Raw genomic sequence first — 18,408 nt, forward strand, 5'->3', positions numbered from 1 at the left:
CCTCTCGTCTGGTCAGGGCAGGGACGGACCGGTGGGGCGGGCGGTGTGCGCCCGCCCCACCGGGTGTCGTCAGCCGACCTGGTTGAGGATCTGGGAGACGCCGTTCTCCCAGGCCGCGGCCGGGTCGACGCCGTTGACCTCGACGGACAGCAGGGCCTGGACGAGCGCGTTCTTCGCCACGCCGTCGTGCGGGCCGAGGATCTGCGTCGGCGCATTCTCGGCCGAGGTCGTGAACACCTCACCGGTGGGGGCGCCGTTGAAGTACTCGTCGGTCGTGTCACCGACGAGCTCGATCGCGCCGGTGTTGGAGGGGAAGTTGCCGACGTTCTCGAAGACGGCGGCCTGCTGCTCCGCGTCGGTCAGCCACGCGAGGAGCTCGGCGGCCTCCTCCTTGTTCTCGCTGGCCTCCGGGATGCCGAGGTAGGCACCGCCCCAGTTGCCACCCTGACCACCGGGGAGGGTGGTGATGTTCCACTGGCCGCTACCGGCGTCGCCGGCCTTGCCCTTGATGTAGCCGATCATCCACGAGGGGCAGGCGATCGAGGCGAAGGTGCCGCTGCCGAAGCCGGCGTCCCAGCTCGGGTCGACGAACTGCTCGAGCTTGGCGGTCAGCCCGTCCTGGCCGGCCTGCGCCGCCATGTCGAAGGCCTCACGGACGGCGGGGTTGCTGTCGACGACGAGCTCACCGCTCGCGTCGTGGTAGATCTCCTCCTCGGTGGAGATGATCGCGTTGTACAGGCCACCGGCCGAGTCGTGGAAGGCGGTGCCCTCCGGGGCGCCGGCCTTGAACTCCTCACCGAGGGCGAGGAAGTCCTCCCACGAGCCGAGGCGGCCCGCGAGCTCGTCCGGGGCGCTCGGCAGGCCGGCCTCCTCGAAGAGGTCGGTGCGGTAGCACAGGGCCATCGGGCCGATGTCGGTGCCCAGGCCGAGCACGCGGCCGTCCGCCGTCGTGGCGGCGTCGGCCTTCCACTGGACGTAGTCACCGACGCGCTCGCCGGCCACGGTCTCGCTGAGGTCGGTCCACAGGTCGGCCTGGTTGGCCGTGACCTCGGAGATGCGGGCAACCTCGATGCCCTGGATGTCAGCGGTGCCGCTGCCGGAGTTGAGCTTGGTCTGCAGCGCGGGCCAGTACTTGTCCTCGCCCTGGGTGGAGTCGTACTCGATGACGATGTCGGGGTTCTCCTCCATGTACTGCTCGAAGAGGCCCGACTCCTCGAAGCCGAAGGTGCCGAAGAGCGAGACGGTGAGCGTCGTCTTGCCGTCGCTGCTGGCGTCGGCCGCGGCCGAGTCGTTGCTTGCGCTGTCCCCGCAGGCGGACAGCGTCAGTGCGCCCGCTGTCATGGCCGCGATGACGGCCACAGACTTCCTGGTGTGCATTGCTCCTCCTCCCGGCCGAAGTGGCCGGCTGGTGTCGGCGGGCGGATCAGGCCTTCCTGATCGCCCCGTCCGTGCCCCCAGCTCTTCCTGGGCGGCGCGGGAACGGATGGGCGCCATGGAAGCGGTTCCACGACGTTCCACGTACTGTGCCGCGCACTTGCCCACCGTGTCAACCCACCGGGCAGAACCGCCTTCCACGTGGGTCGCCCTTCTCGACCTTGCGGCGCCCTTTCCGTCCCCCTCGGAGGAGTAGAAAGGGCGACGCAAAGCAGTCAGGTCGGCCGACGGCCGGGGCGCGCGGGGAACAACTCAGCGCTCGGCGCGAGGGGGCTGGCGGCGGCGGGGGCGAGGGCACGCCGGAACAACTCAGCGCTCGCCGCGAGGGGTGGGCGGCGGCGGGGGCCAGGGCACGCCGGAACAACTCAGCGCTCGGCGCGAGGGGGTGGCGCCGGGAGGGGCGGCGGCTAGGCGGAGTCGCGGGGGACGAGGGCGACGTCGAGGGTCACCGAGGTGGCCTGCCCGCCGTCGGCGAGGTCGATGAGCATCCGGGCCATCTGCCGCCCCATCGCCTCGAGGGGCTGGCGGACGGTGGTGAGCGGCGGGTCGGAGTCGACGGCGATCGGGACGTCGTCGAAGCCGACGACCGCGACGTCGTCGGGCACGCGCAGGCCGCGCTCACGCAGCGCCCGCAGCGCACCGACGGCGGTGAGGTCGTTCGCTGCGAAGAGCCCGTCGAGCTCCTCCCCCGTGGCGAGCAGCTCGCGCATGGTGCGGTAGCCGCCACCGATCGTGAAGTCCCCTTCGACCACCCGCGAGCCCGGCAGCTCGACGCCCTGCTCGGTGAGCTCCGCCTGGAATCCGGCGAACCGGTCGCTGGTCGCGGTCATGTCACGCGGACCGGTGATGGTCGCCGGCTTGCGGCAGCCGCGGGCGAGCAGCGCCTGCGCGGCGAGCCGGCCGCCGGTGAAGTTGTCCGGGCTGACGAAGGGGAAGGAGGCGCGGCGGCTCGGCGGGCGGCCCGCCAGCACGACGGGCACCCCGAGCCGGTGGACGCGCCCGGGCAGCGGGTCGTCGCCGTGGACGGAGAGGAACATCGCGCCGTCGACGTGGCCGCCGGCCGCGTACTCCTCCAGCCGGGCGCGATCGTCGTCGCTGCTCACGACGACGAAGAGCAGCTGGCGCCGTCGCTCCGCCGCCGCGACCTGCGCCCCGCGCAGCACCCCGGCGAAGAACGGATCGGCGAAGAACTTCTCCCCGGACTCGGCGACGACGAAGGCGAGCGCGTCGCTGCGGCTCGTGGCCAGCGACCGGGCCGCCTGGCGCGGGACGTAGGAGAGCTCCGCGGCGGCCGTGCGGACCGCCTCGCGGGCCCGGTCACTGACCCTCGGGTCGCCGCTCAGCACGCGGCTGGCGGTGGCGCGGGAGACCCCGGCCCGTTCGGCAACCGTGTCCAGGGTCGGCGCCGGGTCTCTCAGTGGCGTGGCCATGGGGCTCCTCCCTCCGGCAGTGGTCGTGGTGGACAGTATGCACACCGCTTCCATGGGCGGCGTCCAACGCCCAGGCGTGCGGGTGCCCGCGAGCCGGTGTTCCATGGGCGGGGAGGCACCGGTGGACTGGTTCGTCGCGGAGGACTACGGGCTGGCGCGCGTCGTGCTGCAGCGGGGCGTCGCGCTGTTGTACGTCGTCGCCTTCGTCGCGGTACTGCGCCAGTTCCCGGCCCTGCTCGGCGAGCGCGGCCTGCTGCCCGTCCCCCGCTTCACCGCCCGCGTCCCGGCGCGTGCGACCCCGAGCCTCTTCCACTGGCGCTACTCCGACCGGCTGCTGCGCGTCGTCGCCTGGACCGGGCTGCTGCTGGCCCTCGCCGTCGTCGTCGGCCTGCCACAGCAGGGCCCGCCGTGGGTGCCGATGCTCGTGTTCCTCGTCCTCTACGGGCTGTACCTGTCGGTCGTCAACGTCGGGCAGGTCTTCTACGGCTTCGGCTGGGAGTCGCTGCTGCTCGAGGCCGGATTCCTCGCCGCCTTCCTCGGCTCCGACGACGTCGGCACCCCGTGGATCACGCTCGTCGCCTTCCGCTGGCTCCTCTTCCGCGTCGAGTTCGGGGCCGGCCTCATCAAGCTGCGCGGCGACACCGCCTGGCGCGACCTCACCGCCCTGCACTACCACCACGAGACCCAGCCGATGCCCGGCCCGCTCAGCTGGTTCTTCCACCACCTGCCCGGCCCGCTGCACAAGGTCGAGGTCGTCGCCAACCACGTCACCCAGCTCGTCGTCCCCGTCCTCCTCCTCGCACCGCAGCCGGTCGCGACGTGGGCGGCCGCCGTCGTCGTCGTCACCCAGCTGTGGCTCGTGCTGTCGGGGAACTTCGCGTGGCTCAACTGGGTCACCATCGTCATCGCCTTCTCGGCGGTGAGCGACGACGTCGTCTCGGGCCTGGTCCCGGCCCTCGCCCCGGACCGGGCGTACGGGCCGACGCCGCTGTGGTTCGCCGTCGTCGTCATCGGCGTAGGCGCGGTGCTCCTCGTCCTCAGCTGGTGGCCGGCCCGCAACCTGTTCTCGCGGCGGCAGCGGATGAACGCCTCGTTCAACGCCTTCCACCTCATGGGCGCCTACGGGGCCTTCGGGTCGATCACCCGGCGACGGGACGAGGTCGTCGTCGAGGGCACGCGCGCGGCGGACCCCGGCGAGGGCGACTGGGAGGAGTACGTCTTCCGCGGGAAGCCGGGGCCGGTGGGCCGGCTGCCTCGGCAGTTCGCGCCCCACCACCTGCGGCTGGACTGGGGCATGTGGTTCCTCGCGCTGGGCTCCTCGGCGCAGCTGTCGTGGTTCCTGCCCTTCCTCGACCGGCTCCTCGAGGCGGACCCCGCCACCCTGCGGCTGCTCGCCCACGACCCCTTCGACGGCGAGCGCCCGGCCTGGGTGCGGGCGCGCGTCTTCCGCTACCGGTACTCGACGTGGGAGGAGCTGCGCCGCGAGCGGGTGTGGTGGGTGCGCCGGGAGGTCGGGGCGCTCACGGCTCCCCGGCGCCTGCCGCGGTGAGGCCCGCACCTGTGACCGGACGGCCCGCGCGCGTGGCCCACCCGCTGGCCGCACCACCCCTGGCCGGGGCGTACGTGGTCAGCGGCGGGCGGCGAGGAAGTCGGCGATCCGGCCGATGGCCTCCTCCAGGACGCTTGCCTCGGGCAGCGTGACGAGGCGGAAGTGGTCGGGCGTGGGCCAGTTGAACCCGGTGCCGTGGGTGACGAGAATCTTCTTGGCCCGCAGCAGCTCGATGACGAACTCCTGGTCGTCGTCGATCGGGTAGACCGCCGGGTCGAGCCGCGGGAAGCAGTAGAGGGCACCGCGGGGCTTGACGTTGCTGACCCCGGGAATCTCGTTGAGCAGCCGGTCGGCGAGCATCGACTGCTCGTAGAAGCGGCCACCCGGGCCGATGAGCTCCTCGATCGACTGGTACCCGCCGAGCGCCGTCTGGATCGCGTGCTGCGCCGGCACGTTGGAGCACATGCGCATGTTGGCGACGAGCGTGAGGCCCTCGAGGAAGTCGGTGGCGATCTCCTTCGGTCCGGAGATCATCACCCAGCCCGCGCGGTAGCCGCAGACGCGGTACGCCTTGGAGAGCCCCGAGAACGTCAGGCACAGGACGTCGTCGCCGGCGTAGGTCGCCGCATGGTGGTGCCGGGCGTCCTCGAAGAGGATCTTCTCGTAGATCTCGTCGGCCATGACGACGAGGTCGTGCCGCCGCGCGATGTCGACGAGCCCCCTGACCGTCTCCGCGCTGTAGACCGCCCCCGTGGGGTTGTTGGGGTTGATGATGACGATGGCGTGCGTGTTCTCGGTGATCTTCGCCTCGATGTCGGCGAGGTCGGGGTTCCAGTCGTCATCCTCGTCGCACCGGTAGTGCACGGGGGTCCCGCCCGCGAGCGTCACGGCGCCCGTCCACAGCGGGTAGTCGGGCGCCGGCACGAGGATCTCGTTGCCGTCGTCGACGAAGGCCTGCAGCACCATCGAGATCAGCTCGGACACGCCGTTGCCGATGAAGATGTCCTCCACGCCGACGTCGCGCAGACCGTGCGACTGGTAGTAGTTCATGACGGCGGTGCGCGCCGACCAGATGCCCTGGCTGTCGGAGTACCCGGTCGACTGCGGCAGGTGGTGCACCATGTCGGCGAGGATCTGCTCGGGCGCCTCGAAGCCGAACGGTGCGGTGTTGCCGATGTTGAGCTTGAGGATCCGGTGCCCCTCGGCCTCGAGGCGCTGAGCCTCGACGAGGATCGGCCCGCGCACGTCGTAGCGGACACCTTGCAGCTTCTTGCTCTGGCGGATCGAACGCATGCCTCATCCTCGCAGGAGTCCTACGCCTGCTCGGGGACGGCGCACACCTCGCTCATGTCGCGGCGCCGGCCGGGCTACCTCGCGCCCGGCGCCGCTAGCACCTCCAGGGCGCGGGCGAGCACCTCCTCCAGCGGCGCCCGCGGAACGGGCGCCCGGGACCACACGCGCAACGCCGCCAGGAGAGCCCCCGCCTGCGCCGCCCCGACGACCTCGGCCGCCAGCTCCTCCACACCGCGCCGCCGGAGGTACGCGGCGAGGATGCGACCGGCCCGGACCTGGCGCCGCGCCGCCGACTCCTCGAGCTCCTCGGCCACGCCCATCGGCTCGGCGTTGGCGAACGCCAGTGCCGCGGCGCCCGGCTCGAGCGCGGCGGCCACGCGGAGCAGCGCGTCCCGCGCCTCGGTGACGGGGTCGGCCGCGGCGCCGTCGTCGTCCGCCAGCCGGACGGTGAGGGCGCCGAGCGCGTCGTCGACGGCGGTCCACAGCAGGTCGCTCTTGGCGGGGATGTAGTTGAAGAAGGTGGCCCGACTCACGCCCGCGCGGCGGGTGATGTCCGCCACGGAGGTGTCGGCGTAGCCCTGCTCGAGGAACAGCTCGACGGCCGCTTCCTCGAGCATCTCGCGGCTTGCGGACCGCGGCCGGCCCGCCCGGCGTCCCTCGTGCATACCGAGATCCTACGGTCCGCCGTCGTCCGCGCAGGTCTATTGTTGGACGCAGACCAAGAACCTCCGAGTGAACGGTGCTCCCATGGCCAAGGCCACCACTCTCGCTGCCGTCGCGCTCGCGGCGTCCCTGCTCCTCGCCGCGTGCGGCGGGGGCGACAGCGACGACGCCGCGACGGGCGGCGGCGAGCCCGTCGAGGGCGGCACGCTCGTCTACGCCACCGGCGACGCCGAGCCCACCTGCCTGGACCCGCACGTGGGCGGCAACTACCCGCAGGCGCTCATCAGCACCCAGTACCTCGAGCCGCTCGTCGGCCGCGACGCCTCCGGGGAGATCCAGCCCTGGCTCGCCACCGACTGGGAGGTCAGCGAGGACGGACTGACCTGGGACCTCACCCTCGCCGAGGGCCTCACCTTCACCGACGGCACGCCGCTGGACGCCGAGGCCGTCAAGGTGAATATCGAGCACCTCCAGGACCCGGACACCGCCTCCTCCACCGGCTACCTCGGGGTGCGGAAGATCGAGGAGGTCGAGCCGGTGGACGCCACCCACGTGCGCCTCCACCTCTCCGAGCCGGACTCCGCGCTGCTCGAGTCGCTGTCGATGCAGTGGACGGCGATGCAGTCCCCCGCCGGCATCGCCCGCGGCCAGGACGAGAACTGCGCCGCCCCGATCGGCACCGGGCCCTTCGTCGTCACCGAGTGGGTGCCCCAGCAGCACGTCCTCCTCGAGCGCAACGAGGACTACGCGAGCCACGGTCCCGAGGCGGACCACGACGGCGCCGCCCACCTCGAGCGCATCGAGTGGCGCTTCATCCCCGACCCCGCCACCCGCTGGGCCGCCCTGCAGTCCGGGGAGGTGCACGTCATCGACAACCCCGAGCCCGAGGCGATCGTCTCCGCCGAGGCCGGTGAGGACATCACCCACATCGACGCCCCGCGCCCCGGCTCGGTCAACCGCATCGAGCTCAACTCCTCCCAGCCGCCCTTCGACGACGCGGGGGTGCGCCAGGCCTTCGTCCACTCCGCGGACGTCGACCCGGGCATCGAGGCGCTCTACCAGGGCGTCGCCACCCGCTCCCACTCCCCGCTGTCGAGCGTGGAGCCCATGGGCTACAGCGACCCCTCGCTCTTCGTCACCGACCTCGAGGAGGCCGAGCGGCTCCTCGACGAGGCCGGCTGGACCGAGGTCGACGACGAGGGCTACCGCGTGCGCGACGGCGAGCGTCTCACCGTCCGCTTCCCGGTGAGCACGAACCAGTCCGTCGCCGCCGAGCAGGCACTCTTCGAGCAGGTCCAGGCCAACACCAGGCGCGTGGGCTTCGAGGTCGTCCTCACCCCGCTCGACCTGTCCGCCTGGTACGGCGCCCTCGCCGCGCCGGAGGGCGGCGGGGAGAACACCTACGAGGCCGTCAGCGCCCCGTACACGAAGGTGGGGCCGGACGTGCTGCGCACGCTCTACCACTCCGACGGCACGGTCCCCGCGCCCAGCGGCTACTTCGCCAACCTCTCCCAGGTCACCGACCCGGAGATCGACGCCCTCCTCGACGAGGCCGCCCGGATCACCGACCCGGAGCAGCGCGCCGACCTGTACGAGGAGGCCCAGCGCCGCGTGCTCGAGGGCTACTACATCCTGCCGCTGTACGACCAGCAGAACCACTTCCTCACCCGCGGGGTGGAGGGCGTGACGACGCTCGGGACCGTGTCCACCCCGACCTTCGTCAACGCCCGGCTCACCTCCTGAGGGCCGCCCGATGACCGTGCTGCGCTGGCTCCTCGGGCGCCTCGCCGCGGCGGCGCTCGTGGCGTGGGTGGTCGCGACCGTCGTCTTCTTCGCGCTGCGCTCGGCGGGCGGGGACCCCTCCGAGGCGATCCTCGGCGGTCCCGGCTCCCAGGCGAGCCCGGAGGCGGTCGCCCGGGTCCGCGAGGAGTACTCCCTGGACGAGCCGCTCCTCGTCCAGTACCTCCTCCAGCTCGCGCGCACGGTCACCTTCCAGCTCGGGGACTCCTACGCCCGACGGCGGCCGGTCTCCGAGCTCGTCGGCGACCAGCTCACCGGCACGCTCGTCCTCGCGGCGCTGGGACTGCTGCTGGCCTGGGTCATCGCGCTGGCGGTGGCGACGGCGGCGGTCCTCGCCCGTGGGCGGGTCGCCCGCCGGGCGGTGGGGCTGCTGCGCGGGGCGGAGGTCGTCGCCTCGGTCATGCCGCACTTCTGGCTGGGCGCCGTGCTCATCGCCGTCTTCGCCGGCGGGCTGGGCTGGCTGCCCGCCACGAGCAGCGACAGCTCGCTACGCTCCCTCCTCCTGCCCGCCGTCACCCTCGCGGTGCCCGTGGCCGGCTTCCTTGGCCAGGTGATGCGCGACGGCCTGGAGGAGGCGCACACCGCCCCCTTCGCGACGACCTCCCGCGCCCGCGGCGCCTCCGAGGGCCGCGTGCTGTGGCGCCACTCGCTGCGGCACGCGGCGCTGCCGGCGATCGCGCTGTCCGGCTGGGCCTTCGGCTCGCTGCTGTCCGGCGCCGTCGTCGTCGAGACGCTCTTCGGCCGGCCCGGGCTGGGCCGCCTCCTCATCGACGCGACCCACTCGCGGGACGTTCCCGTCGTCATCGGCGTCGTCCTCGTCATCGCCCTCGGCTACGTCGTCGTCATGTCGGTGGCCGACGTCCTCGAGCGGGTCGTCGACCCGCGGCTGCGCGGCCGCGTCGAGGCCGTGCGCAGCGCCCCGCAGGGTCAGGTGGTCTCGTGACCGCCACGGTGGGGCGCACGGCGCCCGCGTGGACGGCGCGGGCGTGGCAGGTGCTCGGCCCGGGCGGGGTGGTGAGTGCCGCCGTCGTCGTCCTCGTGTTGCTCGCCGCGCTGTGGCCGCAGCTGCTCGCGCCCGGCGACCCGACTGCCGTCGCCCCCGCCGACGCCTACCAGCCGCCGGGCGCCGGCGCGCCGCTCGGGACAGATGCGTCCGGACGCGACGTGTACACGCGCGTCGTCCACGGCGCCGGCCAGTCCCTCGGGGTGGGGGCGCTGGCGACGGCGATCGGGCTCTCCCTCGGGGTGGTGCTCGGCTTCGGCGCCGCGCTCGGACCGCGGTGGCTCGACGGCCTGCTCAGCCGGGTCATCGAGGTGCTCTTCTCCCTGCCGAGCCTCGTGCTCGCGCTGCTGCTCGTCGCGGTGCTGGGCGCGGGTGTGGGGCCCTCGGTCATCTCGGTGGGGCTGGCGACGGCGCCCGGCTACGCGCGGATCCTGCGCGCCCGGGCGCAGGCGGTGGCGCAGAGCGCCTACGTCGGCGCGGCCCGGCTCGAGGGCGTCTCGGCGCCCGCGGCCTTCGTCCGCCACGTCCTGCCCAACACGGTGTGGCCGCTCGTGGCGGTGGCGACCCTAGGCATCGGCCAGGCGATCGTCTGGGTCTCCGCGCTGAGCTACCTCGGCCTCGGCGCCCTGCCGCCCTCCCCGGAGTGGGGCGCGATGCTCAACGCCGGGCGCCTCCACATCACGAGCTCGTGGTGGCTCACCGTGGCGCCCGGGCTGGCGATCACGGTGACCGCGGCGGCACTGACGATGCTCGGGCGGAAATTGAGCGCGGTGGCCCCCTCATGAGCACCGTCCTCGAGGTCGCCGGCCTCACCGTCGCCTTCCCCGGGGTGGGCGAGGTGCTGCGCGGGGTGGACCTGCGGCTGGAGGCCGGACGCTGCCTCGCCGTGGTCGGGGAGTCCGGTGCCGGGAAGTCGGTGCTCGCCCGCAGCCTCGTCGGCCTGGCCGGGGAGGGCGGCGCGCCCGCGCGGGTGAGCGCCGAGCGCCTCACCGTGGCCGGGCGGGACGTGCGCGGCGCCGACGAGCGGCAGTGGCGGGCACTGCGCGGGCAGGACGTCGGCCTCGTGCTCCAGGACGCCCTGCAGTCCCTCGACCCGCTGCGGACCGTGGGCGCCGAGGTGGGCGAGTCGCTTGCGGTGCGCGGGGTGGGGCGCGCCGAGCGGCACGAGCGGGTGCTCGCGGCGCTGGCCGCCGCCGGGCTGGACGAGCCGGCGGTCCGCGCGGCGCAGCGCTCGGGGGAGCTGTCGGGCGGGATGCGCCAGCGCGCCCTCATCGCCTCGGCCATCGTCTCCGAGCCGGCGCTCCTGGTCGCCGACGAGCCCACCACGGCCCTGGACGCGACCGTCGCGCAGGGCGTCCTCGAGATGCTCGGGCGCCTGCGCGACGCCGGGACCGCGATCCTCCTCGTGAGCCACGACCTCGGTGCCGTCGCGCGGCTGGCCGACGACGTCGTCGTGCTCGACGGCGGACGCGTGGTCGAGTCCGGACCGGCCGGCGTCGTCCTCACCACCCCCGCCCACGAGGTCACCCGTGCCCTGCTCGACGCCGTCCCGCGCGGTGCCAGGCCACCTTTGGCCGAGGCGGGGCGGGAGGGGCTGCGGGCGACCGGCCTGCACCGCCGCTACCGGCTGCCCGGCGGCGGGTCGGTCGCCGCCCTCGACGACGTCTCGCTCGTCGTGCGCCGCGGCGAGGCCGTGGGCGTGGTCGGGGAGTCGGGGAGCGGGAAGTCGACGCTCGCGCGGATGCTCGTCGCCGCCGAGCAGCCCGACGCCGGGCGGGTGGAGCTGGCCGGGGAGCCGTGGAGCGAGCTGCCCGAGCGCCGGCGACGTCCGCGGCGCCACCTCGTGCGGCTCGTCCCCCAGGACCCGCTCGGCTCCTTCGACCCGCGCTGGAGCGCGGGCCGGGTGCTGCGCGCGGCGATCCGGGCGTCGGGCAGCGACCGGACGCCCGCCGAGCTGCTCGAGCTCGTGCGGCTGCCCGCCGGCACGCTGGGACGGCGGCCGCGGGCCCTGTCCGGCGGCCAGCGCCAGCGCCTGGCGATCGCCCGTGCCCTGGCGGCCGACCCGGAGGTGCTCGTCCTCGACGAGCCCGTCTCCGCCCTCGACGTCACCGTCCAGGCGGCGATCCTCGAGCTCCTCGTGGAGCTCCAGGAGCGCACCGGGACCGCGCTCGTGCTCGTGTCCCACGACCTCGCGGTGGTGCGGCAGGTGTGTCACGCCGTCGTCGTCATGCAGGACGGAAGGGTGGTCGAGGAGGGCAAGGTGGACCAGGTGTGGCAAGACCCGAAGGCCCCCGTGACCAAAGCCCTCCTCAACGCCGCCACCCCACCCGCCCCCTAACCGCATATGCGCGAAAACTGCGGCCCGCCGAGCTCAGAGGCCGCAGTTTTCGCGCATATGCGGAGTGGGGGGGGTGGGGGTCAGCCGGTGTTCTGGAGGCCGGCGGCGATGCCGTTGACCGACAGGAGCAGGAGGCGCTTGATCTCGGCGAGCTCCTCCTCGGTGCGGGCCTCGCCGTTCTCCGTGCGCAGCGCGCGCAGGGCACGCAGCTGGATGAGCGACAGCGCGTCGACGTAGGGGTTGCGCAGCTGCACCGCGCGGCCCAGCACGCGGCGGCCCTCGAGCGGGTACTCGTGGCCGGTGATGCGCAGGACCCACTCGGTGGTGAGGTCGAGCTCCTCGAGCACGAGGCCGGCGAGGTCCTCGCGGTCCCCGAGGGCCAGGTACTGGCGGGCGATGCGCCGGTCGGTCTTGGCCAGCGACATCTCGACGTTGTCGATGAGCGTGTTGAACAGCGGCCACTCGCGGTAGGCCGTGCGCAGCTGCTCGATGTCACCCACCGCGGCGAGCGCGGAGCCGAGGCCGAACCAGCCGGTGAGGTTGATGCGCGCCTGGGTCCAGGCGAAGACCCACGGGATGGCGCGCAGGTCCTCGAGGGACTCCACCGACAGGCCGCGGCGGGCCGGGCGGGAGCCGAGCGGCAGCAGGCCGACCTCCTCCTGCGGGGTGACCTGCGCGAACCACGGGGCGAAGCCCTCGGCGTGGATGAGGTCGAAGAAGCGCTCGCGCGAGCGCTCGTCCAGGGTGCTGGCGAGGCCGGCGAAGCGCTCGGCGGCCTCGGCGTTGCGCTTCTCGGTCGACGGGGCGGAGGCGAGGAGCGTGGCGGCGGCGACCTGGTCGATGTGCCGGGCGGCGATCGCGCGGTCCCCGTAGCGGGCGGTGATGACCTCACCCTGCTCGGTGAGCTTGAAGCGGCCGTCCACCGAGTGCGGCGGCTGGGCGAGGATCGCGCGGTTGGCGGGGCCGCCACCGCGGCCCAGGGCGCCGCCCTTGCCGTGGAAGAGGGTGAGGCGGATGTCGTGGCGCTGCGCCCAGGCCGCGATCTCCTCCTGCGCGGTGTAGATCGCCAGGGTCGCGGAGACCGGGCCGACGTCCTTGGCGGAGTCGGAGTAGCCGAGCATGACCTCCATGCGCCGGCCCGTCCTCTCCAGGCGGGCCTGCACCTGCGGGACCTCGAGCATCTCCTCGAGGATCCGCGGGGCGTTCTGGAGGTCGTCGAAGGTCTCGAACAGCGGGACGACGTCGAGGAGCGGCGCCGCCTCCGCGGAGCCGAGCGCGTGCTCGGCCAGGCGGTAGACCGCGATGAGGTCCTCGCTGCTGCGGGTGAAGGACACCGTGTAGCGGCGGCAGGCGTCCACGCCGTGGCGGCGCTGGATCGCGGCGATGGAGCGGAAGGTCTCGAGGACCTCCTCGGGGTCGACGCTCGGCTCGGGCATCGACTCCGGGTCCGCGATCCACGCGAGGGTCTGGGCGTGCACCTTGGAGTGCTGGCGGACCTCGAGCTCGGTGAGGTGGAAGCCGAAGGACTCGACCTGCCAGATGAGGTTCTGCAGGTCGCCGTGGGCCTTGCGCAGGGCGCCGGCCTGGCGCAGGGAGTCCTGGACCACGCGCAGGTCCGCGAGGAGCTCCTCGGCGCCGGAGTAGGCGAGGTCGGCGTCACGCTCGCGCGTGGCGGCCAGCCGGGCCGCGGCGACGAGCATGACGCGGCGGTGCGGCTCGCGCGGGGAGCGGGCGGCCACCTGCGCGGTGACCTCCTCCGAGAGCTGGCGCTGGGTGCTCCACAGGGCCGTGAGCTCGGCGGAGGGCGGAGTGGTCTTCTCGTCGAGGGTCATCGCCAGGCCCACGCGGGCGGTCTCCCGCTCGAGCGCGGTGAGGACGTGCTCGGCGGCGATGGCCGCGGCCTGCCGGGTGACCTTGGCGGTGACGTTGGGGTTGCCGTCGCGGTCCGCGCCGATCCAGCTGCCCAGGCGCACGAAGGGCGTCGCGCGCGGGGCGGCGAGGCCGCGCTCCTCGCCGAGCAGCCAGTCGTCGGTCTGGCGGTACACCTGCGGCAGCACCTCGAAGAGGGTCGCCTCGAAGACGGACATCGCCGTGAAGACCTCGTCGACCGGCGAGGGCTTCGTCTCGCGCAGGTGGGCGGTGCGCCACATCGTGTCGATCTCGGCGAGGAGCCGGCGCTCGATGCGCAGCCGGCCGTTGGCGCCGAGCCGGGGGTCGTCGGCCTCGGCGACGAGCTCGGAGATCCGGCGGATCGAGCCGGAGACGGCGCGACGGCGGGCCTCGGTGGGGTGGGCGGTGAGGACGGGGTGGAACTCGATCTCACGCAGGCGGCGCGCGGCCTCCTCCTCGGAGGTCTCCGCGGCGAGCTGGACGTAGGCACCGGCGAGGGCGTCGGCCCGCGGGGTGGCGTCCTCCCGGGCGCGCAGCGCGCGGACCCGGTGGTACTCCTCGGCGAGGTTGACGAGGTGGAAGTAGCAGGTGAAGGCGCGGGCGACCTGGTCGGCGCGCTCGACGGTGAAGGAGTCGATGAGGGCCTGCGCCTCGGCGAGGCGGCCGTCGCCGTCGGTGTCCTCGACGGCGCCGATCGCCAGCTCGCGCAGGCGCTCGACGTCGGCGAAGAGCTCCTCGCCGCCGTCCTCGCGCAGGACCCGCCCGAGGAGCGCACCGAGGGTGCGCACGTCGGCGCGCAGGTCGTCGGGCATGTCGAGGCGGGCGTTGCTCCGTGCTTCGTCCGGTGAGGAGGTCTGCATCATGGGGCTCAGGTTAACGACACCCGGCGGCGGGCCGTGACTCGCGTCCACGACGTGCACAGGTGCAGGAGTCCGGGTCCCGTGGTAGCCGCTCAGCCGTCACCGGCCAGCTGACGAAGGAGCTCCGCCTCCTCGGCCGCGGTCAGCCCGGACCGTCGTTCCCGACCCGGCCCGCGCGCCGACTCGCCGCGGAGCACGCGGTCGACCGTGTCACCGAGCGGACGCACCCGGCCGCCGGCCGCGAGGTAGGCCGCGTTGCTGCGCCGCGAGTGCCCGGCGTGGTCCTCGGGCAGCCAGAGCGGCAGCGAGCGCGGACCGGCCCAGTACCGCACGTCATGGGCGAGCAGCCAGGCGTCGTCCGCCGGCACGAGCTCGCCCGTGAAGCCGGCCGCCTCGCCCACGACCGCGAGGACGTCGGCGAGCGCGTGACTGTCCCCGACGGCGTCGACCGTCCCGGTCGTCCCCGCCCGTCCGGCCTGGACGACCCACGCCGCGAGGTCCGCGACGTCGACCACCTGGGCGAACTGCCCGGCGGGGGCCGGGACCAGGACACGGCCACCGCGCAGGAGGCGGGCCGGCCAGTACCCGAAGCGGTCGCTCGGGTCGCCCGGCCCGGCGATGAGCCCGGGCCGCACGACGTGCAGCCGGCCGTCGAGGCGCTCGGTGCTGGCGCGCTCGGCCGCGACCTTGGCGTGCGCGTAGTCGGTGAGGTCGGTGGGCTCGACGAGCTCGGCGGACTCGTCGGCACCCGGCTCGTCGTGGCGGGCGTAGACGGAGATGCTCGACACGAGGGTCCAGTGGGCCGCCCGGTCGGCGAGCGCCTCGAGGGCCGGGCCCACGAGCGCGGGCTGGTAGGCGAGCTCGACGACGGCGTCCCACTCGCCGTCGAGGTCGTCGTACGCCCCGGGCCGGGTGCGGTCCGCACGGACGAGGCGTGCGCCGTCGGGCACGTCACCGGACGTCCCCCGCGCGAGGCACACGACCTCGGCGCCGTCCGCCGTGGCGGCCCTGGCCACCTCGCGGCCGAGCCAGGCCGTGCCGCCGAGGACGAGGACGCGTCTCATCCCCGTAGCCAACAGCGCCGGCCGGCGCCACGGAAGGGGAACGGACGTGTTCCGCTCTCGGCGCACGCGCCGACCTACCCGGTTGTCCTCCCAGCTCCCCGCTCCGCACAGCCTGGGACGAGGAGAACCGGGGAGGTCAGCGGGAGCACCGGAGTGGGCGGACCGAGTCGGCCGTCAGTCGGGTGGGGCTACAGGGTCCAGACCGCGCCGGGGGCGGCGAGCTCGATGGGGCCGCCGTAGGTCTCGGCGGCCTCGGCGCGGACGACCTCGGCGTCGGTCCACGGCTGCAGGTGGGTGAGGACGAGCTGCCGGGCAGCCGCGAGCGTCGCCGTCTCACCGGCCCGCCGGCCGGTGAGGTGGATGCCACGGACGGAGTCGCGGCCCTCCTGGAAGGCGGCTTCGCAGAGGAAGAGGTCGGCGTCGCGGGCGACCTCGACGAGCCCGTCGCAGGTGTCGCTGTCCCCGGAGTAGGCGAGCGCCACCTCCCGGCTCCCGTCCTCGGACGGGCCGGTCACCCGCACGCCGAACGCCGGCACGGGGTGGTCGACGGGGACGGACTCGATCCGCAGCGGCCCCACGCTCACCGCCTGGCCGGGGGTGTGCGCGGCGAAGGTGAAGGAGGCGTCCAGGGCGCTGAGGTCGTCCTCCATCGTCAGCGCACCGATCCGCTGGGGCGTGTCGGCCGGGCCGAGCACCCGCACGGGCCCGAGGGCGCCGGCGGGGTGGTAGCGGCGGTAGACCTCCAGGCCGGTCATGTCGACGACGTGGTCGGCGTGGAGGTGGCTGAGGACGACGGCGTCCAGCCGGGCCGGGTCCAGGTGCCGCAGCAGCGCCCCGAAGGCGCCGGAACCGAGGTCGAGCAGGATGCTCCACGTGCGCGTGGTGCCGTCCTCGTCCGGCCCCTCGGCCTGGACGAGGTAGCAGGAGGAGGCGGAGTCGGGGCCGGACATCGACCCGGAGCAGCCCACGACCGTCAGCCTCATGCGGTGACCTCCAGCTCGGTGTCGCTGTCGACGCGGTCGACCTCGGGCCCGAGGAACCGGCGGGCCAGCCGGGAGAAGCTCGCGCCCTCGCCCGTCGCGAGGAAGCGGTGCTCCGGCGGCGGGGCGGCGGGGTCCCGCTCGAGGTCGTGCGCGACGAGGGTGCGGTAGGTGTCCTTGGCCGTCTCCTCGGCGCTCGAGACGAGCGTGACCTCCTCGCCCATGACGTAGGAGATGACGCCGGTGAGCAGCGGGTAGTGGGTGCAGCCGAGGACCAGTGTGTCCACGCCCGCCGCCCGCACCGGCTCGAGGTACTCGCGGGCCGCCTCGAGGACCTCCGGTCCGGAGGTGATGCCCCGCTCGACGAACTCGACGAAGCGCGGGGCGGCGTTCATCGTGAGCTCCAGGTGCGGCGCGGCGGCGAAGGCGTCCCGGTAGGCCCCGGACTCGATGGTCGCGCGGGTCCCGATGACGCCGACCTTCCCGCTGCGGGTGGCGGCGACGGCGCGGCGCACGGCCGGCTGGATGACCTCGACGACGGGCACGCCGCCGCCCACCGAGTAGCGCTCGCGCGCGTCGCGCAGGACGGCGGAGGACGCGGAGTTGCAGGCGATGACCAGGGCCTTGACCCCCGAGGCGACGAGCCGGTCCATGACGTCCAGCGCGAGGGCGCGGACGTCGGCGATGGGCTTGGGGCCGTAGGGCGTGTGCGCCGTGTCCCCGATGTAGAGCATCGACTCGTGGGGCAGCTGGTCGAGGATCGCACGCGCGACCGTGAGGCCTCCGACACCTGAGTCGAAGACACCGATCGGTGCGTCGTTCACGCTGCCCGAGCGTAGTGTCACGACGGCCCGCCCGACATGGCCTCCAGGAGTGACTCCTGCCACCACGTGAGCGCCGCGTAGAGACTGGTGAGCGCGGCGTCGAGCTCGTCCGCGGGCGTCTGCGGCTCCCCGGCGCCCGCGCGCTCGTAGACCCGCTCGGCGTCCTCGTCGGTCTCGATGCCCAGCCGGGACGCGAGGACGAGACGCAGGTCGGTGAGCGCGGAGAGCCACGCCCGCTCCTGCCCCGCCCGCACGACGACCAGGCCGGTGCTCGCCACGAGGGCATCGTGCACCACCCGCAGCTGCTCGGTCTTGGTCGCGCGCAGCGAGCCCTCGGTGAGGCGGCGCATCTCGGCGGCGAGCTCGTCGTCGTCGGTGCTCGCCGGGGGCAGCAGGCGGGCCAGGGCCGGGTCGCGCGGGGTCTGCCCCGCGGCGGGGTCCCAGTCGAGAGAGGCGAGGATCTCCTCGTCCGTCGACGGCGCTGGGGAGCCGTCGACGTCGGGAGCGGCGTCGTCGTCGGGGTCGAGGGGCAGGCCGAGGAGCTCGCAGGTGTCGGCGGTGACGCGCGCGATGATCCGCAGCTCGGCCCGCTCGAGCACGCAGGCGTAGCCGCCGGGGACGGCGGTGAAGGCGCGCACCTCAGCCCTCTCCCTCGGGGGCGAGGGTGGCCCACAGGCCGTAGGAGTGCATCGCCGTCACGTGGACCTCCATCGTCTCGCGGGCGCCCTCGGCGACGACGGCGTGGCCGTCGTGGTGGACCTGGAGCATGAGCTGGTGGGCACGCTCCTGGGAGTAGCCGAAGTAGGTGCGGAACACGTAGGTCACGTAGCTCATGAGGTTGACCGGGTCGTTCCACACGATGGTGCGCCAGGGGCGCGCGGGGCGGCGCTCCTCCTGCTGCGTCTCCACCGGCACGGTAGCCGGGTGTGGTGTCGTGACCGTCATGCACCCAGCCTAGGCACGAGCGGGGACAGTCGCGCCCATGACCTCGGACACGGCGAGGCCCGGCAGGAACCTTCCTGCCGGGCCTCGGTACACCTGTGACGAGCGGTTGGAGGACCGCTGGCCGGGCGCTACACCCTGTTCTTGCCGCGTCCCACCAGCGAGAGGATCAGCGAGATCACGAGGATGGCGACACCGATCCAGATGAGGATCTGTGCAGCCTCGACGGCCACGCCGATGATGAGCATGATGACGCCCACAATGATGAGGATCAGCCACAAGGACATACGAGCTCCCTTCGTTCCGGTACCTGTCCGGCACCGCAGTGGCCCCAATCG

General features: G+C 73.8%; 16 protein-coding genes. 5 read left to right on the forward strand and 11 right to left on the reverse strand.

The features are described 5' to 3' along the window. Positions 1–69: 69 nt before the first annotated feature. Positions 70–1,377: an ABC transporter substrate-binding protein gene (locus ACWPXV_RS16395; protein ID WP_454086221.1), complete on the reverse strand. Its 1,308-nt coding sequence runs from the start codon at positions 1,375–1,377 to the stop codon at positions 70–72. Between the two features lie 464 nt (positions 1,378–1,841). Beyond that, positions 1,842–2,864 (reverse strand): LacI family DNA-binding transcriptional regulator, encoded by a 1,023-nt coding sequence (locus tag ACWPXV_RS16400; RefSeq protein ID WP_454086222.1) that lies wholly within the window; start codon positions 2,862–2,864, stop codon positions 1,842–1,844. 121 nt (positions 2,865–2,985) lie between these two features. Here ACWPXV_RS16400 and ACWPXV_RS16405 point away from each other — a divergent pair, with 121 nt between their 5' ends. Next, positions 2,986–4,413: a lipase maturation factor family protein gene (locus tag ACWPXV_RS16405; RefSeq protein WP_454086223.1), complete on the forward strand. Its 1,428-nt coding sequence runs from the start codon at positions 2,986–2,988 to the stop codon at positions 4,411–4,413. Positions 4,414–4,491: 78 nt separating this feature from the next. On the opposite strand, the gene ACWPXV_RS16410 is transcribed toward ACWPXV_RS16405, so the two are convergent. Together ACWPXV_RS16410 and ACWPXV_RS16415 are read right to left on the reverse strand one after the other, a co-directional pair. Further along, on the reverse strand, positions 4,492–5,706 hold the full coding sequence (locus tag ACWPXV_RS16410) for a pyridoxal phosphate-dependent aminotransferase (protein WP_454086224.1): 1,215 nt from the start codon (positions 5,704–5,706) through the stop codon (positions 4,492–4,494). 74 nt (positions 5,707–5,780) lie between these two features. After that, complete coding sequence (locus ACWPXV_RS16415) at positions 5,781–6,371, reverse strand: TetR/AcrR family transcriptional regulator (protein WP_454086225.1); 591 nt, start codon at positions 6,369–6,371, stop codon at positions 5,781–5,783. 82 nt (positions 6,372–6,453) lie between these two features. Between ACWPXV_RS16415 and ACWPXV_RS16420 the strand changes: the two genes are divergently transcribed. The 4 genes from ACWPXV_RS16420 to ACWPXV_RS16435 are packed head-to-tail and all read left to right on the forward strand — an operon-like array spanning position 6,454 to position 11,510. Further along, on the forward strand, positions 6,454–8,112 hold the full coding sequence (locus tag ACWPXV_RS16420; RefSeq protein ID WP_454086226.1) for an ABC transporter substrate-binding protein: 1,659 nt from the start codon (positions 6,454–6,456) through the stop codon (positions 8,110–8,112). A 10-nt stretch (positions 8,113–8,122) separates the two neighbouring features. Then, entirely contained in the window at positions 8,123–9,112 is a 990-nt protein-coding gene (locus ACWPXV_RS16425; RefSeq protein WP_454086227.1) for an ABC transporter permease, read from the forward strand. Further along, entirely contained in the window at positions 9,109–9,957 is an 849-nt protein-coding gene (locus tag ACWPXV_RS16430) for an ABC transporter permease (protein ID WP_454086228.1), read from the forward strand. The genes ACWPXV_RS16425 and ACWPXV_RS16430 overlap by 4 nt, the downstream gene beginning before the upstream one ends. Further along, the gene (locus ACWPXV_RS16435; protein ID WP_454086229.1) at positions 9,954–11,510 is read left to right on the forward strand and encodes an ATP-binding cassette domain-containing protein; all 1,557 of its coding nucleotides are present in this window, start codon (positions 9,954–9,956) and stop codon (positions 11,508–11,510) included. The genes ACWPXV_RS16430 and ACWPXV_RS16435 overlap by 4 nt, the downstream gene beginning before the upstream one ends. 80 nt (positions 11,511–11,590) lie before the next feature. Here the strand turns inward: ACWPXV_RS16435 and ACWPXV_RS16440 are convergent, their stop codons facing one another. The 7 genes from ACWPXV_RS16440 to ACWPXV_RS16470 form a co-directional block, all read right to left on the reverse strand. Then, complete coding sequence (locus ACWPXV_RS16440) at positions 11,591–14,263, reverse strand: phosphoenolpyruvate carboxylase (protein WP_454086230.1); 2,673 nt, start codon at positions 14,261–14,263, stop codon at positions 11,591–11,593. 89 nt (positions 14,264–14,352) lie between these two features. Continuing rightward, positions 14,353–15,324: an NAD-dependent epimerase/dehydratase family protein gene (locus ACWPXV_RS16445; protein ID WP_454086231.1), complete on the reverse strand. Its 972-nt coding sequence runs from the start codon at positions 15,322–15,324 to the stop codon at positions 14,353–14,355. A 188-nt stretch (positions 15,325–15,512) separates the two neighbouring features. Further along, positions 15,513–16,307: an MBL fold metallo-hydrolase gene (locus ACWPXV_RS16450; RefSeq protein ID WP_454086232.1), complete on the reverse strand. Its 795-nt coding sequence runs from the start codon at positions 16,305–16,307 to the stop codon at positions 15,513–15,515. After that, entirely contained in the window at positions 16,304–17,128 is an 825-nt protein-coding gene (gene murI / locus ACWPXV_RS16455) for a glutamate racemase (RefSeq protein ID WP_454086233.1), read from the reverse strand. Before murI ends, ACWPXV_RS16450 begins: the two co-directional genes overlap by 4 nt. Before the next feature lie 17 nt (positions 17,129–17,145). Then, positions 17,146–17,766, reverse strand: coding sequence for a DUF2017 domain-containing protein (locus ACWPXV_RS16460; RefSeq protein ID WP_454086234.1), 621 nt, complete (start codon positions 17,764–17,766; stop codon positions 17,146–17,148). A gap of 1 nt (position 17,767) precedes the next feature. Continuing rightward, a complete protein-coding gene (gene clpS / locus ACWPXV_RS16465; protein ID WP_454086235.1) occupies positions 17,768–18,073 on the reverse strand; it encodes an ATP-dependent Clp protease adapter ClpS in 306 nt (101 codons plus the stop codon). Positions 18,074–18,201: 128 nt separating this feature from the next. Beyond that, positions 18,202–18,357 carry a hypothetical protein gene (locus tag ACWPXV_RS16470; protein ID WP_181424561.1) on the reverse strand — a complete coding sequence of 52 codons (156 nt, stop codon included), beginning with the start codon at positions 18,355–18,357 and terminating at the stop codon, positions 18,202–18,204. Positions 18,358–18,408 lie beyond the last annotated feature (51 nt).

The organism is Georgenia sp. Marseille-Q6866, from assembly GCF_965111665.1.

What these genes read in the sequence shown, in the direction of transcription:
- ACWPXV_RS16415 (WP_454086225.1), bottom strand. Translation starts at nt 6,371, where the DNA reads ATGCACGAGGGACGCCGGGCGGGCCGGCCGCGGTCCGCAAGCCGCGAG.
- ACWPXV_RS16400 (WP_454086222.1), bottom strand. Translation starts at nt 2,864, where the DNA reads ATGGCCACGCCACTGAGAGACCCGGCGCCGACCCTGGACACGGTTGCC.
- ACWPXV_RS16425 (WP_454086227.1), top strand. Translation starts at nt 8,123, where the DNA reads ATGACCGTGCTGCGCTGGCTCCTCGGGCGCCTCGCCGCGGCGGCGCTC.
- ACWPXV_RS16450 (WP_454086232.1), bottom strand. Translation starts at nt 16,307, where the DNA reads ATGAGGCTGACGGTCGTGGGCTGCTCCGGGTCGATGTCCGGCCCCGAC.
- ACWPXV_RS16440 (WP_454086230.1), bottom strand. Translation starts at nt 14,263, where the DNA reads ATGATGCAGACCTCCTCACCGGACGAAGCACGGAGCAACGCCCGCCTC.
- ACWPXV_RS16410 (WP_454086224.1), bottom strand. Translation starts at nt 5,706, where the DNA reads ATGCGTTCGATCCGCCAGAGCAAGAAGCTGCAAGGTGTCCGCTACGAC.
- clpS (WP_454086235.1), bottom strand. Translation starts at nt 18,073, where the DNA reads ATGACGGTCACGACACCACACCCGGCTACCGTGCCGGTGGAGACGCAG.
- ACWPXV_RS16395 (WP_454086221.1), bottom strand. Translation starts at nt 1,377, where the DNA reads ATGCACACCAGGAAGTCTGTGGCCGTCATCGCGGCCATGACAGCGGGC.
- ACWPXV_RS16435 (WP_454086229.1), top strand. Translation starts at nt 9,954, where the DNA reads ATGAGCACCGTCCTCGAGGTCGCCGGCCTCACCGTCGCCTTCCCCGGG.
- ACWPXV_RS16470 (WP_181424561.1), bottom strand. Translation starts at nt 18,357, where the DNA reads ATGTCCTTGTGGCTGATCCTCATCATTGTGGGCGTCATCATGCTCATC.
- ACWPXV_RS16420 (WP_454086226.1), top strand. Translation starts at nt 6,454, where the DNA reads ATGGCCAAGGCCACCACTCTCGCTGCCGTCGCGCTCGCGGCGTCCCTG.
- ACWPXV_RS16445 (WP_454086231.1), bottom strand. Translation starts at nt 15,324, where the DNA reads ATGAGACGCGTCCTCGTCCTCGGCGGCACGGCCTGGCTCGGCCGCGAG.